The following is a 14,752-nucleotide window of genomic DNA, read 5'->3' as shown; positions in this document are numbered from 1 at the left end:
CGGTCGTCGACGGCGTTACCGGACGATGTCGGCACGGCCACCCGGGGCAGTGCGGTCGCACGGCCCGTGCGGTGGACCGGCTGGTCACCACCGACCGGTAACCTTGGCGGGGTGTCCGCCACTCCCGCCCGCCGCGTAGCCCTGCTGACCCTGGGCTGTGCCCGCAACGAGGTCGACTCCGAGGAACTCGCCGCCCGCCTCGATGCGGGCGGATGGCAGGTCAGCACCGACGCCGACGGCGCCGACGTGGTGCTCGTCAACACCTGCGGCTTCGTGGAGAAGGCGAAGCAGGACTCCATCGACACCCTGCTGGCAGCCGCCGACACCGGGGCCAAGGTGGTCGCGGCCGGCTGCATGGCGGAACGGTACGGCCGGGAGCTGGCCGACAGCCTGCCGGAGGCGCAGGCGGTCCTCGGCTTCGACGACTATCCGGACATCGCGGCCCGCCTCGACGGGGTGCTGGCGGGGGAGAGCTTCGACGCGCACACCCCCCGGGACCGCCGCCAGCTGCTCCCGCTTACGCCGGTGCACCGGCAGGCCGCCCCGGTGGTCGTGCCCGGGCATGCGACCGTCGACGAGCACACCCCCGCCCACCTGCGGCAGGTGCTGCGCCGTCGCCTCGACTCCGGCCCCGTGGCCAGCCTGAAACTGGCCAGCGGATGCGACCGGCGGTGCGCGTTCTGCGCCATCCCGGCGTTCCGGGGCGCGTTCGTCTCCCGCGACCCGCAGGAGCTGCTGGCCGAGGCGGAGTGGCTGGCCAAGACCGGCGTCCGCGAACTGGTGCTGGTCAGCGAGAACAGCACGTCGTACGGCAAGGACCTGGGGGACCCCCGCCTGCTGGAGAAGCTGCTGCCGCAGCTGGCCGCGATCGAGGGCATCGTCCGGGTGCGGGCCAGCTACCTGCAGCCCGCCGAGACCCGGCCCGGCCTGGTCGAGGCGATCGCCACCACCCCCGGGGTCGCGGCGTACTTCGACCTGTCCTTCCAGCATTCCAGCGAGCCGGTGCTGCGCCGGATGCGCCGCTTCGGCTCGACGCAGCGTTTCCTGGAGCTGCTCGACACCGCCCGGGCGCTGGCCCCCGCGGCGGGCGCGCGGAGCAACTTCATCGTCGGCTTCCCCGGCGAGACGCGCGGCGACGTCGAGGAGCTGGTCCGCTTCCTGACCGACGCCCGGCTCGACGCGATCGGGGTCTTCGACTACAGCGACGAGGACGGCACGGAGGCGGCCGGCCTGCCCGGCAAGGTCCGCACGGACACGGTCAAGCGACGGTACGACCGGATCAGCGCCCTCGCCGACGAGCTGTGCACCCAGCGGGCCGAGGAGCGGCTGGACTCGCTGGTCGAGGTGCTGGTCGACTCGATCGCGGACGGCGAGGTCGAGGGCCGCGCCGAGCACCAGGCCCCAGAGGTGGACGGCTCCACCACGCTGGTGGCCGGTGACGCGGGGGTGGACCTGGCCGCGCTGCGCCCCGGCGACCTCGTCCGGGCCCGGGTCACCGGCACCGAGGGCGTCGACCTGGTGGCCGTACCGGTCGAAATGATCTCCGCGGCCCCGACGGCCTCGACGGCCGCGCGGTGACGAACGAGCCCGTGCCGGTCACCGCCGCGCCGCGGCGGGTCAGCCTGTACAACGCGGCGAACCTGCTCACCGCGATCCGGCTCGTGCTCGTGCCGGTCTTCCTCGTGCTGGTCGTCGCGTCCGAGATGACCGAGCCGGGCTGGCGGATGGCGGCCTGCCTGGTGTTCTGCCTCGCCTCCGCGACGGACTTCGTGGACGGGTGGATCGCCCGCCGGTTCCACCTGGTGACCTCGTTCGGCAAGGTGGCGGATCCGATCGCGGACAAGGCGCTGACCGGCACCGCGCTGGTCCTGCTGTCCGCGTACGACCAGCTGAGCTGGTGGGTGACCGTACTGATCCTGGTGCGCGAGTGGGGCATCACCGCCCTGCGCCTGTGGGCCATCCAATACGGCGTGATCCCCGCCAGCCGGGGCGGCAAGGTCAAGACGGCCCTGCAGATCGCCGCGATCGCCTGGTACCTGTGGCCGATGCCGCCGTCGCTGGTGGCCGTCGGCCCGTGGCTGATGGGTGCGGCCGTGGCGGTCACGCTCGTGACCGGGGTCGACTACGTCGTGCAGGCGGTGCGCCTGCGCCGCGCGGCGGGTGCCGGCGCGGTCACCGGCGGCGACTAGACTCAGCCCCGTGGATCTCCGGGTCGCCGCTGCCGCGGCCGTGCACATGCTGGTCGACCGGGGTGAGACGCTGGCCTCGGCCGAGTCGCTGACCGGTGGGCTCGTGGCCGCGACCGTGGTGGAGATCCCCGGCGTCAGCGCGGTGTTCCGCGGTGGGCTGGTGGTGTATGCCACGGACCTCAAGCACAGCCTGGCGGGCGTGCCGCAGGAGTTGCTGGACGCGCGGGGGCCGGTCGATCCGGATGTCGCCCGCGCTCTCGCCGACGGTGTCCGGCAGCGGTGCGGCGCCGACTGGGGCGTGGCCACGACCGGGGTGGCGGGCCCTGAGCCGCAGGACGGCAAGCCGGTGGGCCTGGTCTATGTCGCGGTCGCCGGTCCGCGCGGCGCGACTGTCCGGGAGTTGCGTCTGACCGGGCCGCGCGAGCGGGTCCGCACCGAAACCGTGACCGTGGTACTGAACATGCTCGTCGATTCGTTGCGCGCGGTTTCCGACCCGGCCCGGGCCTGACCTGCGGAATGTCTGCCCGGGCGGAAACGTGGCACGGACCGCGTGACAGGGGGTACCCCGGTTTTCGGCGGGGCGGGATGTCGGCGTGGCCGGCAGCGGGTACGGTTGCGGGAAGCCTCCGGCGTGTGCCGGCGGCCCCGCCGCAGGAGGAGGTGTCATGGTCCTGCTACGCCGGGTGATCGGTGACGCACTTCGGGCGCGCCGGCAGGGGCAGCACCGCACGCTGCGTGAGGTGTCGACCGCCGCCAACGTCAGCCTGGGCTATCTGTCGGAGATCGAGCGCGGTCAGAAGGAAGCGTCCAGCGAGCTGCTGGCCGCGATCTGTGACGCCCTGGGTGCCCGTCTGTCCGAGCTGCTGCGCGAGGTGAGCAGCACCCTGGAGCTGGCCGAAGGCATGCAGGGTGTGCTCGTGCCGGTCGAGGGTGGCGAGGCGACCTCGGTCGCGCCGGCCCAGGCCGCGCCCGCGGACGCGGCGGTGCGCCAGGTGGCGACCGACGGGGCGGTGTCGGTCTCCGTGCACCAGGAGACCCCGCTCAAGGCCACGCTGCGCGCCACCCGCAAACGCGACCGCGACGTCATCTACGCCGCCTGACGACCGCCCACCCCCGCCGGAGTCGACCGCGCCGCGGGCCCGGGCTCACCGCCCGCCGTCGGCACGATGTGCCAGCGTGCCGTCGCGCCGCGCGACGGCCACGGCGGTTCCGGCCGCGCCGCGCGGCGGTGCGAGCCTGGCCTTCGCCAGCGGGGTCCGCGGCGCGTAGCCTCGTAGCGGGGACCCCAGCGCTAAGGGATGGCCCTGAGATCCCCCGTAGGTCACGTGACGCCGGTGGCACCGAGCTGACACCATGGAGCTCGCGCCACGCAGCGGATCAGACCGGCGTCGATGGCGTGTCCGACCAGGTGACATTGAGGGGATACCGCGAGATGGCGAACCCGTTCGTCAAGGGCTGGCGTTACATGATGGCGCTCTTCGGCGCCAAGATCGACGAGTACGCCGACCCGAAGGTCCAGATCCAGCAGGCGATCGAGGACGCGCAACGGCAGCACCAGGCGCTGGTGCAGCAGGCCGCCGCGGTCATCGGTAACCAGCGGCAGCTGGAGATGAAGCTGTCCCGGCAGATGAGCGAAGTCGAGAAGCTGCAGGGCATGGCCCGGCAGGCCCTCGTGCTCGCCGACCGGGCGCGGGCCGGCGGTGACGAGGCGGAGGCGCAGAAGTACGAGGCCACCGCGACGACCCTGGCCACTCAGCTGGTCTCCGGCGAGCAGGCCATGGAGGACCTGAAGACCCTGCACGACCAGGCGCTGTCGGCCGCCGGGCAGGCCCGCAAGGCGGTGGAGAACAACGCGATGGTGCTGCAGCAGCGCATCGCCGAGCGCTCCCGCCTGCTCAGCCAGCTCGAACAGGCCAAGATGCAGGAGACCGTCGCCCGGTCCCTGGAGTCGATGTCCTCGCTGGCCGCCCCCGGCAACACCCCGTCCCTGGACGAGGTGCGCGACAAGATCGAGCAGCGGTACGCGAACGCCATGGGGCGCGCCGAACTGGCGGCCAACTCGGTCGAGGGCCGGATGCTCGAGGTGCAGAAGTCGAGTCTCGACCTGGCGGGTGCCTCCCGGCTCGAACAGATCCGGGCCAGCATGTCCGGCGACAAGCTGGGCGGGGCCCAGCCCCAGCCCGCGGTCGAGCAGGCCGCGCCGGCTGCCGACCCGGCCAGCGTCGCCCGCCTCGACGAGATCCGCGCCAGCATGAACGCGAAGCGGGGGGACGCCAGCGCGGCCGGCTGAACGCCGCGCAGGCTGCCCGGAGATCGGTGATGTCGGATCGGGAGTGAGGGGACGATGGCGGACGAGCGGACCCGGTACTTCCGTCGCCTGCGGCGGCTGCGCAACTCGGCGCGACGGTGGAGCGTGATCGGTGGCGGGCTCGCGGCCGCCGCGGTCGTGCTCACCCCGTACGCCGGGATCGGCCTGCCGGACGCGTTCTGGGCGGCCGCCGCGGGCTCATCGGTCGCGTTGGCCGGCTGGCGCTGGCGCGACCACAAGGCGCTCGCCGCCCTGCCCGCCCCGCCCCCGCCCGACCCCGCGCTCACCGGGCAGCGGCTGGTGGCCGCGGTCGAACGCTTCCCCGCGGGCCGCACGGTCGTGCACGAGCTTCGCCGTCAGCGCACCCGGTACGCGCTGCGCGGCTCCGCGGTGGCCCAGGCGTGGGACCGCCTCGACCGGGCGGCGGGCACCCTCACCGGCCTGGCCGGTCGGCTCACCGGCCCCGGCGAGGCGGCGGTCCTCGAGGCGGCGGTGGCCGAGCGCTGGCTGCGCGACCTCGGGCAGCGCGTCGCCAGCGTGGAACGCGCCATCCCGCTGAGCCCGGTGGACCAGCGGCCCGCGCTGGCCGCCTCCCACGAGAGCCTGGCGGGGCAGTTCACCGAGGGGGTCACCGCGTATGAACGGCTGGTCGCCGCCGCGGCCGGATACGTGGCCGAGGACGGTCAGCCCGTCATCGACGAGCGGCACCCGACCCTGACCAGGCTGATCGAGGCGACGGACCGCATGCGCGGCGTCGCCGAAGGGTTGTCGGAACTGCGCCGCCGCCCCGCGGTCTGAGCCCGGGCCCGGAAGCGGCTCGGCCAGAGCGGGGCCCGGTTCGGCCACCGCCGGGACCGTTAATGGGCCGGCTGCTGCGGGGCCGGGGGAGCGGGCTGGCAGCGCGGGCACCAGTATGTGACCCGCTCGCCCTGTTCCGCCTTCTGGATCGGGGCGCCGCAGCGTCGGCATGGGTGGGCGCGTCGGCCGTACACGTAGGTGGTCTCGCCGCGGCGCAGCGAGCCGGTGGTCGTCTGCGTCCAGCGCCCACGGTTCGCGGCCACCAGACGCTGGGCCAGCCGGACCGTGGCGGCCGGGTCGGACACCGCTGCCACCGGCGTCCACGGCCACAGGCCGCGCAGAAACAGGGTCTCCGACTTGTAGAGATTCCCCACGCCCGCCAGGTTGCGCTGATCCAGCAACGCCTCGGCGATCGTGATCTCGGGACTGGCCGCGATCCGGCGCACCGCCTCGTCCGGATCCCAGTCGTCGCCCAGCAGGTCCGGGCCGAGATGCCCGAGCCGGGCCGGCTCGTCCGCGCTCGGGAACAGCGCGACCTCGTGCAGGTGGTAGCCGATCGCCACCGACCGTGCCGTGCGCAGCACCACCCGGATCTGGTGCGCCGGCGGACCGCTCCAGCGCGCCTGCGGAGCGAAGACCCGCCAGGAGCCGTCCATGCGCAGGTGCGAGTGCAACGTACGGCGCTCGCCGCCGTGTTCGAGCCGCAGCAGCAGGTGCTTGCCCCGGCTGGCGGACTCGGCGACGCGCCAGCCGGTCAGGTCGGTGGTCGCCAGCTGCGGCACCCGCAGCTCTGAGCCGGTGAGCACGTCCCCGACCAGCCCGCGTTCCAGTACGCGGGCCGTGTTCCAGACGGTGTCGCCCTCGGGCATCACCCCATCCTGCCCGGTGGGTTCGCGCGCCGGTGCCTCGAGGCGCGGTCGCGCTGCCGCCGGTGGCCGTGGCGAGCGCGTCACCCCAGCCGGGGCTGCGGCGCGCGGACGGGTGGGGGCCGATCAGCGTTCCGCGATGCGGATCACGTCGCCCGGGCGCACCGACAGCACCACGACGGCCCGGCCCCCGTTGACCGCGATCGCGACCTGGCCCGCGGAGTCCTCGAAGACGACGAGGTCACCGGGCTGCACATCGGCGAAGGTGGCGCCCAATCGGGCGCGGACGCCGCAGACGGTCAAATTCGGGGGCAGACCGGCCAGCATCGCCCCGCTGGCCGCGAGCTGGACATTGCCGAACCGGTCGACCGTCACGACCTCCGCCTCGAGCCAGCCGTCACCGATCGCGACCACGGGATCCGGCAGCCGTACCAGCGAGGCCGGGTCGATGGCCGGTCCGGCGTCGGCCAGCGTCGCCCCGGCCGCGAGGTGCGCCGCCGCCGGGGCGAAGATGTCCCGGCCGTGGAAGGTGCGGGAGACGTCGCCGAGGAACCAGTCGTCGTTCCGGAGGCTCACCACCTCGCCGATGCCGCCGAGCGCCTCGGCCGCCGCGACCAGCAGGCCGTTGTCCGGGCCGACGAGTACGCCGTTCGCGGTGCCGATCGCGATGCCGCGCCGGGCGGTGCCCACACCCGGATCGACCACGGCCACGTGCACCGACGGCGGCAGGTACGGCGCGGTCTGGGCCAGGACGGCGGCGCCGCGCGGCACGTCGGCGGGCGGCACGTGATGGGTCACGTCGATGACGCGGACCTTCGGGGCGATGCGGGCGATCGAGCCGTGGCATGCGGCCACGAAACCGTCGAACGTCCCGTAGTCCGTCGTGAGACTGATCCATCCATAGCCGCCCATGGCCCAACGTTAGTCGGGGGACACGGTGCGTGCGGAGCAGGCGCCCGGGCGCGTCGCCCCGTTCCTGCGATCCGTGTCTGGTGTCCGGCCATCGCGGTAGGCTTCTGGTCAGTGGCACCAGTCTCTGGTGCACGGAAGCGACCACCTGATCGCGCGCCACCGGATCGCGCGGCTCGCCGTTCCCGCGAGTCCGGCGATCGCGACCGGCTGATCGCGTTTGCCGCCAGGAATGCCGATGGCCTCGGCGAGCTGCGGCAGCCCGCCGAGGGCGGTGGAGGTTCGTCATGACATGGCACAGGAAAGAACCGCGTGACCCGAGTGAGGGTGGCCCGATCTGGAACGCCTTCTACAAGTTCATGGCCGGCCCGGCGACCGTCGACGACGCGATCGAGGGCGACACCCAGGAAGCACGCGACGCATGGCACCGGGATCTCGAGGCGCGCAAGAAGTGGAGCCGCGAGCAGCGGGAGCGCAAGCGCGCGACGCACGGGGTGTGAGCCTGACGCACGGGGTGTGAGCCTTTCGGCGATGTGGGTCAGCCGCGAAGGCGCAACCCGGTGGGGTCAGCCGCGCAGGCGAAGCCCCCGTGGGGTGGGCCGGAAACCCGCGGCGGTCAGCGCGTCGCGCAGCGGTGACGCGTGCACGGATTCGCCATCGGCCCGCTCGACGCTCAGCACCCCGAGGGCCCCGGAGCGTACGGCCGCCGCCAGCGCCTGGCCTGCCGCCAGCAGCGCTTCCGGGTCGTCGGCGAAGGACAGCAGGGTACGGCCGCCCCGCTCGACATACAGCACCAGCTCGCCCGCGACGAGGACGACCAGGGCACCCGCCTTGCGGCCCGCGCGGTGGCCGGTCGCGGCCGTCGGTGTGCCGTCCCCGCTGTCGACCACCCGGCCGGGCCAGGGCAGGGCGGCGCCGTACGGGTTGGCGGGGTCAGTCGCGGCCATCACGACCGCGGCCGACTCGGTGCGTCGCACCGGCTCGGCTGGCTCGGCGAGGGCGCGCAGCCGGTCCACCGCCCCGGGCACCGCGAACTGTGCCGCGCCGAGCCCTTCGACGAAGTAGCCGCGGCGGGCCGCGCCGCGCTCCTCCAGGGCGCCCAGCACGGGATACACCGCGGCGAAACCACCCGGGACCCCTTCAGCGGCGACCGCGCCGCGAGTGACCACGCCGTGCCGCTCCAGCAGGAGATCCGCGACGGCCGTCGCCCGCCGGGTCGGATCGAGGTCACGGTCCGGCAGGCGGGACCAGCGTCCGGCCATGGCGGGCGGGCCAGCCCGGCTGGGCAGGTGCGGACGCCCCGGGCGGCGGTACCGGCCGCGGGCGGGCGCGGGACGGGCCCGGTGAGCGCCGCTGCCGCCGAGCAGGGACCGTAGCGGCGCGAACGTGTCGTTGGTCAGGTGCCCGCCCCAGACGAGATCCCACACGAGCGCCGCGAACTGCTGGTCATCGTCGGCGCCGGCCCGGTCGCTGAGCGCCCGGAAGAACAGGGCCTGCCCGCCGTCCAGGGCATCCAGGATCGCCCGGTGCGGCGGGGACAGGGCCAGCTCGTCGTCGGGCGGCGGCAGCAGCAGCGGGGCGGAGTCCGCGTACGCGAGCGTGACCCAGCCGTCCCCGCCCGGGATGGACCCCGCGCCGGCCCAGAGCACCTCGCCGCCCCCGGTCAGCTCGTCCAGGAACGCCGGTGAGTAGTCCGAGACCCGGGCCGGCAGCACCAGCCGCTCCCACGCCGACGCTGGTACGGCGACGCCCTGCAACTGCTCGACCGCGGCGGCGACCGCGTCGACCCCGCGGGCGTTGCCGCCGATCTGATGCCAGCGGGGCAGGAACCCGGCCAGCACGTGCGGCGGCACCGGCTCGATCTCGCGCCGCAACGCGGCCAGGGAACGCCGCCGCAGCAGGCGCAGCACCTCGGCGTCGCACCACTCGGTGCCCGCCCCACCGGGGGAGAACTCGCCCGTGACCACCCGGCCGGTGGCGCTGAGCCGCTTGAGCGCCTGCTCCACGACGAAGGCGCCGAGGCCGAACCGGGCGGCACAGGTGGCGGCCGCGAACGGGCCGTGGGTGCGGGCGTACCGGGCGACCAGGTCGCCGAGCGGATCGGCCACCGGCTCCAGGTACGCCTCGGCGACTCCCACGGGCAGCGCCGTGCCCAGCGCGTCGCGGTAGCGTCCGGCGTCGTCCACGCCGATCCAGCGGTCCTCGCCCGCGACCCGGATCCGGATGGCGCGCCGGGCTCCCTCCAGGGTGGACAGCCACTGCGGGTCGACCCCGCGGGTGGCCAGTTCCGCCTCGGACAGGTCGCCGAGCAGGCGCAGCAGCTCCGCGGTGTCCTCGGCGTCGCGGGCGCGGCGCCGGTCGGTCAGCCACTGCAGCTGCGCCTCACTCTCGGCCACCACGGCCGGGTCGAGCAACTCGCGCAGGTCCACCCGGCCCAGCAGCTCGCCGAGCAGCGTGGAGTCCAGCGCCAGAGCCGCGGCGCGGCGCTCGGCCAGCGGGGCGTCGCCCTCGTACAGGAAGGCGCCCACGTAGCCGAACAGCAGGGAGCGGGCGAACGGCGACGGCCGGGGCGTCTCCACCTCGACCAGGCGAACCTTGCGGCCCGCGACCTCGCGCATCAGGGCGACCAGGCCGGGCACGTCGAAGACGTCCTGCAGGCATTCGCGGGCCGCCTCCAGCGTCACCGGGAAGTCCGCGAACTCCCGGGCCACGTCGAGCAGTTGCGCGGAGCGCTGCCGCTGCTGCCACAGCGGCTGGCGGCGGCGCGGGTCGCGGCGCGGCAGCAGCAGGGACCGGGCGGCGCACTCCCGGAACCGGGACGCGAACAGCGCTGAGGTGCCCACCGACTCCTCGACGAGCTGGGCGATCTCCTCCGGGTCGAACGCGACCAGCTCGGCGCCGGGCGGCTGGTCGGCGGTGTCCGGCAGGCGCACGACGATCCCGTCGTCGGACGGCATGACCTGACCGTCCACGCCGTACCGCTCACTGAGCCGGTGGGCGATGGCCAGCGCCCAGGGGGCGTTGACGCGGGCGCCGAGCACGCAGTGCACGGTCATCCGCCAGTCGCCCAGCTCGTCGCGGAAGCGTTCGACGACGACCGTGCGGTCGTCCGGCAGATGCCGGGTGGCCTCGCGTTGCTCCCGCACGTACGCCAGCAGGTTGCCGGCCGCCCACTCGTCCAGCCCGGCGGCGCGCAGCGACCCGGTGGCCGCCTCGTCGCCGCCCCGGGCCAAAGTCCGCAGCCGGGCACCGATCGCCCGGCCCAGCTCGACCGGGCGCCCGAGCGTGTCGCCCTTCCAGAACGGCATCCGGGCCGGTGCGCCGGGGGCAGGGGAGACCAGCACCCGGTCCGGGGTGATGTCCTCGATGCGCCACGACGTCGAGCCGAGCAGGAAGACGTCGCCGACGCGCGACTCGTAGACCATCTCCTCGTCGAGCTCGCCCACCCGGGAGGCGCGCTCGGCACCGGCCAGGAACACGCCGAACATGCCCCGGTCCGGGATGGTGCCGCCGCTGGTCACCGCGAGGCGCTGGGCGCCCGGACGGCCGGTCAGCTCGTCCGTGCCGCGATCCCAGACCAGCCGGGGGCGCAGCTCCGCGAAGGCGGTCGACGGGTATCGCCCCGACAGCATGTCGAGCACCGCGTGCAGGGCCGAGTCGGGCAACTCCGCGAACGGCGCGGCCCGGCGCACCAGCGCGGCCAGCTCGCCGACGGCCCAGGTGTCGAGCGCGACCATCGCGACGATCTGCTGGGCCAGCACGTCCAGCGGGTTGCGGGGGTAGCGCAGCTCCTCGATCGCGCCCGTGCCCATCCGTTCCGCGACCACGGCGCAGGACAGCAGATCCCCGCGATGCTTCGGGAACACCACGCCACGCGACACCGCGCCGACCTGATGGCCCGCCCGGCCGATGCGCTGCAGCCCGGCCGAGACCGACGGCGGCGCCTCGATCTGGACGACCAGGTCGACCGCGCCCATGTCGATGCCCAGCTCCAGGCTGGAGGTCGCCACCACCGCGGGCAGCCGCCCGGACTTGAGCGCTTCCTCGATCTGCTTGCGCTCCTCGCGCGAGACGCTGCCGTGGTGGGCGCGGGCCACCACGGGCGGCGCACCCCCGGCCTCCCCGGACTGCGCCATGACCTGCGCGGGCATGCGGGGCGGCGGGGCACCGGGCGGCGCGGGCAGGCTCGCCGCCGCGGCGGCCGCCGGGTCGGCCCGTTCATAAGCCAGCTCGTTGATCCGCGCGCACAGCCGCTCCGCGCCGCGACGGGAGTTCGTGAACACGATCGTGGAGCGGTGCGCCTCGATGAGATCGAGGACGCGTTCCTCCACCGCCGGCCAGATGGACGGGGTGTGCCGTTGCCCGCCGGGCAGCTCCGCCTCGGGCTCGGGCAGCTCGTCGAGCCGGGTCATGTCCTCCACCGGCACCTCGACCCCGACCTCGATCGTCTTGGCGCTGGGCGGCTGGACCACCTGCACGTCGCGTGCCCCGCCGAGGAACCGGGCCGTTTCCTCGATCGGCCGGACCGTGGCGGACAGGCCGACCCGTTGCGCGGGCCTGGCCAGCAGGGCATCCAGACGCTCCATCGACAGGGCAAGATGCGCGCCGCGCTTGGTGGCCGCGACCGCGTGCACCTCGTCGACGATCACCGTCTCCACCCCGCGCAACGAATCCCGGGCAGCGGAGGTGAGCAGGAGGAACAGCGACTCCGGGGTGGTGATGAGGATGTCCGGCGGGGTCCGCGCGAACAGGCGGCGCTCGTCGGCGGGGGTGTCGCCCGTACGCATCCCGACGGTGATCTCCGGGGGTGGCAGGCCGAGGCGCCCCGCGGCCTGTCGGATACCCGTCAGGGGTGCCCGCAGGTTGCGCTCCACGTCCACGGCGAGGGCCTTGAGCGGGCTCACGTAGAGCACCCGGCAGCGGCGCCGGGGATCCTCGGGCACCGGCTCTCGGGCCAGCCGGTCGAGCGACCAGAGGAACGCGGCGAGCGTCTTCCCGGAGCCGGTCGGGGCCACGACCAGCGCATTGTGCCCCGCACCGATCGCGCGCCAGGCACCCGTCTGGGCGGCCGTGGGCGCAGCGAACGCGGCCCGGAACCACTCCCGCGTGGCCGGCCCGAACACCTCCAACTGCTCCCGCACGCCTTCATCCTGCCTCCGGGGTACGACAGGAATCTGCGGGCCGGACGAATGTGCTCCGTGCGGCGCCCGGGTGATCGACGTTCCGCGCGCCCGTCGCACGCACCTATCCTGAGGGCGACGGGACGGTGGGGGCTCATGGCGGTCAGGCGGACGCTCGTGGCCGGTCGGTATCGTCTTCTCGATCCGGTCGGATCCGGTGGCATGGGGCGCGTGTGGTTGGCCCGCGACGAGATGCTCGACCGCGACGTGGCGGTCAAGGAGTTCGTCCCCCCGGCCTGGATGAACGACGACGAGAAGGGCCGCCTGCGCACCCGTACGTTGCGGGAGGCCCGCAGCGCCGCCCGCCTCAACCATCCGCACGTGGTCCGGATCTACGACGTGGTGCATGCCGACGGTCTGCCGTGGATCGTGATGGAGTACATCGAATCCCGGTCCCTGTTCCAGGTGGTCCGCGAGGACGGGCCGTTCTCCCCGGCGGCCGCCGCCCGCATCGGGCTGGCCGTGCTGGACGCGCTCACCGCGGCCCACCGCGCCGGGGTGCTGCACCGCGACGTCAAGCCGCACAACGTGCTGATCGGCCATGACGGGCGTGTGGTGCTCACGGACTTCGGCCTGGCCACGTTCGTCGACGAGGGTTCCGTGACCGGACCGGGGATGATCGTCGGCTCGCCGCACTACGTGTCACCGGAACGCGCCCGCGACGGCGCGTCCACGGTGGAGTCGGACCTGTGGTCACTGGGCGCCACGCTGTACGCGGCCGTCGAGGCCCGGTCGCCGTACGCGCGGGCGAGCGTGATGGCGACGCTGCTCGCGCTGGCGTCGGAGGAGCCGGACCCGCCCGTGCGGGCCGGTCCGCTGAGGCCGGTGCTGCTCGGGCTGCTGCGCCGCGACCCGGCGGACCGGCTCACCGCAGCCGAGGTGGCCGAGGGGTTGGCCGCCATCGTCGCCGTTGCGGAAGGACGAGGGCCCGGCCCGGCCCGGCGTCGGGCGATGCTCGGCCTGATGACGGTGCCCGCACCGCGCCGCCCCGGCCGCGTCCCGGTCCCCGAACCGGCGCCGAGCGACGACGGGGCGGTCCGGCGCTGGATCGCGGGCCGCGGCCGGACCGCCGCGGTGTTCCCGCCTTCCCCTCCCGGTCCGGCGTCCGCGGCCGGTGCGGAGCAGGGGCCGGTCGGGCGGCTGCCGGATCCGGCGGTGCGCAACGCGTCGCCCGCCGCGGCCGCCCCGCCGCGGCAGCGACCGGGCAATCATCCGCCCCGGGCGGCCGGGCGGCTGCGGTCGGCGGTGCCACCGACGATCACCGGCCCTCCGGCGCAGCGCACGGGCGGAACGAGGATCCTGCCCGGTCCGGGCGAGGGCCCACCCGCCCCCGCTCGCGCCGCTCCGGGGCACCTACCGGCGTCACCCGCCGCTCGGCGCGCTGTCCAGATCGGCCGGGGCGGACGCGACGCCGCCTGGCCGTACCCAAGACCGCAACAGTGGTCTGGTCTGGCCGGAGCGTCACCACGGCCACGACCATCCGCGCCGGGTCCAACCCCTTCACGTGGCCGTTCGTCCTCACCGGACCCATCGCCTCTGCCGGATACATCATCGTTATCGGATCTACCGCATTTGCCGGGTCTGGTGTCCTTATCTGGTCCATCGACTGTGCCGGACTTCGGGCCATCGCCCACCAGGTCGTTGTCCCCGCCCGGCCCGCCGGAGCGGCGAGCCCACCGAAGGCCGCCACGGACCGGCGGCCAAACCCGCTCCCGGCTCGTCGCAGCGGGACTGGCGGTGCTCGCCGTGCTCGCCGCGGCGAGCAGCCCCGTCCGGCACACCCGGCACGGCGACCAGAACACCGCCGCGGTGCCGGTCGCGAGCGCCGAACGGATGCCCGGATCCATCCGGCTCCTGGGTTCCGGCTGGCTGGCAGGCCAGGTGCCCGGATCCTCGGGCGGGCAGGGCGGCGCCGACGGGTTCAGCCCGACGACCTGCGCCAACCCGCCAGGCACCGACCTGCCGCGGACACCGCAGCGGGGCGCGGGCCGGGGCATGGACGACTGGAGCGTGCCGCCCGGCTGGACCTACTTCACGGACACCCCGGGATTCCGCCTCGCCGTCCCGGACGGCTGGACGTACGAGCGGGTCGGGACCACGGTCTGCTTCCGCGACCCCGGCGGCGACCGGTATCTGAGCATCGACCCGGACCGTGATCCGGCCGCCGACCCGGTGCAGGCATGCCGCGCCGAGGCGCAGCGGCTGGCGGACACCGGCGTGGTGCCCGGCTACCAGCAGCTCGGCATCGAGCCGGTGCCGCTGTCGGCGCGCGCGGCCGACTGGGAGTTCCGGTACGAGGGAGCGGCGGACCAACCGGTGCACGTGATGACCCGCTGGCTGGCGGTGGCCGGCCGGGCGTACGCGCTGGGCTGGGCCACCCCGGAGCCCGACTGGACGGACAGCTGGGACACGTACGCGACGATCCGGGGCACGTTCTCCCTCGACGGATCGCCGGGCGGCTCAGCCCGCCGCTGAGCCCCCCGGCGCTATGTACCAACCGGT

The 14,752-nt window shown here is 74.6% G+C and carries 11 protein-coding genes; 8 read left to right on the top strand and 3 right to left on the bottom strand.

Annotated features, from left to right (window positions below; all coding sequences use genetic code 11):
- The first annotated feature begins 111 nt into the window (after positions 1-111).
- The 6 genes from rimO (at position 112) to pspM (ending at position 5,295) form a co-directional block, all read left to right on the top strand.
- The gene (rimO, locus tag ACMCNO_RS28055) at positions 112-1,578 is read left to right on the top strand and encodes a 30S ribosomal protein S12 methylthiotransferase RimO (protein ID WP_412752447.1); all 1,467 of its coding nucleotides are present in this window, start codon (positions 112-114) and stop codon (positions 1,576-1,578) included.
- Entirely contained in the window at positions 1,575-2,189 is a 615-nt protein-coding gene (gene pgsA / locus ACMCNO_RS28050; protein WP_412752446.1) for a CDP-diacylglycerol--glycerol-3-phosphate 3-phosphatidyltransferase, read from the top strand. Before rimO ends, pgsA begins: the two co-directional genes overlap by 4 nt.
- Positions 2,190-2,235: 46 nt before the next feature.
- Complete coding sequence (locus ACMCNO_RS28045) at positions 2,236-2,697, top strand: CinA family protein (protein ID WP_412753830.1); 462 nt, start codon at positions 2,236-2,238, stop codon at positions 2,695-2,697.
- A 157-nt stretch (positions 2,698-2,854) separates the two neighbouring features.
- Positions 2,855-3,289: a helix-turn-helix domain-containing protein gene (locus ACMCNO_RS28040; RefSeq protein WP_412752445.1), complete on the top strand. Its 435-nt coding sequence runs from the start codon at positions 2,855-2,857 to the stop codon at positions 3,287-3,289.
- Between the two features lie 332 nt (positions 3,290-3,621).
- Entirely contained in the window at positions 3,622-4,479 is an 858-nt protein-coding gene (locus ACMCNO_RS28035; protein WP_412752444.1) for a PspA/IM30 family protein, read from the top strand.
- A 54-nt stretch (positions 4,480-4,533) separates the two neighbouring features.
- Positions 4,534-5,295, top strand: coding sequence for a phage shock envelope stress response protein PspM (gene pspM / locus ACMCNO_RS28030; protein ID WP_412752443.1), 762 nt, complete (start codon positions 4,534-4,536; stop codon positions 5,293-5,295).
- A gap of 59 nt (positions 5,296-5,354) precedes the next feature.
- On the opposite strand, the gene ACMCNO_RS28025 is transcribed toward pspM, so the two are convergent.
- Both ACMCNO_RS28025 and ACMCNO_RS28020 read right to left on the bottom strand, forming a co-directional pair.
- Complete coding sequence (locus ACMCNO_RS28025; protein WP_412752442.1) at positions 5,355-6,164, bottom strand: DNA-formamidopyrimidine glycosylase family protein; 810 nt, start codon at positions 6,162-6,164, stop codon at positions 5,355-5,357.
- A gap of 123 nt (positions 6,165-6,287) precedes the next feature.
- Positions 6,288-7,073, bottom strand: a complete 786-nt coding sequence (locus ACMCNO_RS28020) for an S-adenosyl-l-methionine hydroxide adenosyltransferase family protein (RefSeq protein WP_412752441.1) — start codon at positions 7,071-7,073, stop codon at positions 6,288-6,290.
- 284 nt (positions 7,074-7,357) lie between these two features.
- On the opposite strand from ACMCNO_RS28020, the gene ACMCNO_RS28015 reads away from it, so the two are divergent.
- Positions 7,358-7,570 (top strand): hypothetical protein, encoded by a 213-nt coding sequence (locus ACMCNO_RS28015; RefSeq protein WP_412752440.1) that lies wholly within the window; start codon positions 7,358-7,360, stop codon positions 7,568-7,570.
- A 66-nt stretch (positions 7,571-7,636) separates the two neighbouring features.
- Here the strand turns inward: ACMCNO_RS28015 and ACMCNO_RS28010 are convergent, their stop codons facing one another.
- Positions 7,637-12,211 (bottom strand): ATP-dependent helicase, encoded by a 4,575-nt coding sequence (locus ACMCNO_RS28010; protein WP_412752439.1) that lies wholly within the window; start codon positions 12,209-12,211, stop codon positions 7,637-7,639.
- A gap of 201 nt (positions 12,212-12,412) precedes the next feature.
- Between ACMCNO_RS28010 and ACMCNO_RS28005 the strand changes: the two genes are divergently transcribed.
- Positions 12,413-14,725, top strand: a complete 2,313-nt coding sequence (locus ACMCNO_RS28005; protein ID WP_412752438.1) for a protein kinase domain-containing protein — start codon at positions 12,413-12,415, stop codon at positions 14,723-14,725.
- Positions 14,726-14,752 lie beyond the last annotated feature (27 nt).

The organism is Krasilnikovia sp. M28-CT-15 (assembly GCF_047159595.1).
Lineage (GTDB): Bacteria > Actinomycetota > Actinomycetes > Mycobacteriales > Micromonosporaceae > Actinoplanes.
The sequence above is the reverse complement of the archived record's forward strand: the minus strand, read 5'-3'. Positions and strand labels throughout refer to the sequence as shown.

Bases quoted from the DNA above. Each gene is read 5' to 3' on its own strand.
- ACMCNO_RS28045 (WP_412753830.1), top strand. From the start codon at position 2,236: ATGCTGGTCGACCGGGGTGAGACGCTGGCCTCGGCCGAGTCGCTGACC.
- ACMCNO_RS28040 (WP_412752445.1), top strand. From the start codon at position 2,855: ATGGTCCTGCTACGCCGGGTGATCGGTGACGCACTTCGGGCGCGCCGG.
- ACMCNO_RS28035 (WP_412752444.1), top strand. From the start codon at position 3,622: ATGGCGAACCCGTTCGTCAAGGGCTGGCGTTACATGATGGCGCTCTTC.
- pspM (WP_412752443.1), top strand. From the start codon at position 4,534: ATGGCGGACGAGCGGACCCGGTACTTCCGTCGCCTGCGGCGGCTGCGC.
- ACMCNO_RS28025 (WP_412752442.1), bottom strand. From the start codon at position 6,164: ATGCCCGAGGGCGACACCGTCTGGAACACGGCCCGCGTACTGGAACGC.
- ACMCNO_RS28020 (WP_412752441.1), bottom strand. From the start codon at position 7,073: ATGGGCGGCTATGGATGGATCAGTCTCACGACGGACTACGGGACGTTC.
- ACMCNO_RS28015 (WP_412752440.1), top strand. From the start codon at position 7,358: ATGACATGGCACAGGAAAGAACCGCGTGACCCGAGTGAGGGTGGCCCG.
- ACMCNO_RS28005 (WP_412752438.1), top strand. From the start codon at position 12,413: ATGGGGCGCGTGTGGTTGGCCCGCGACGAGATGCTCGACCGCGACGTG.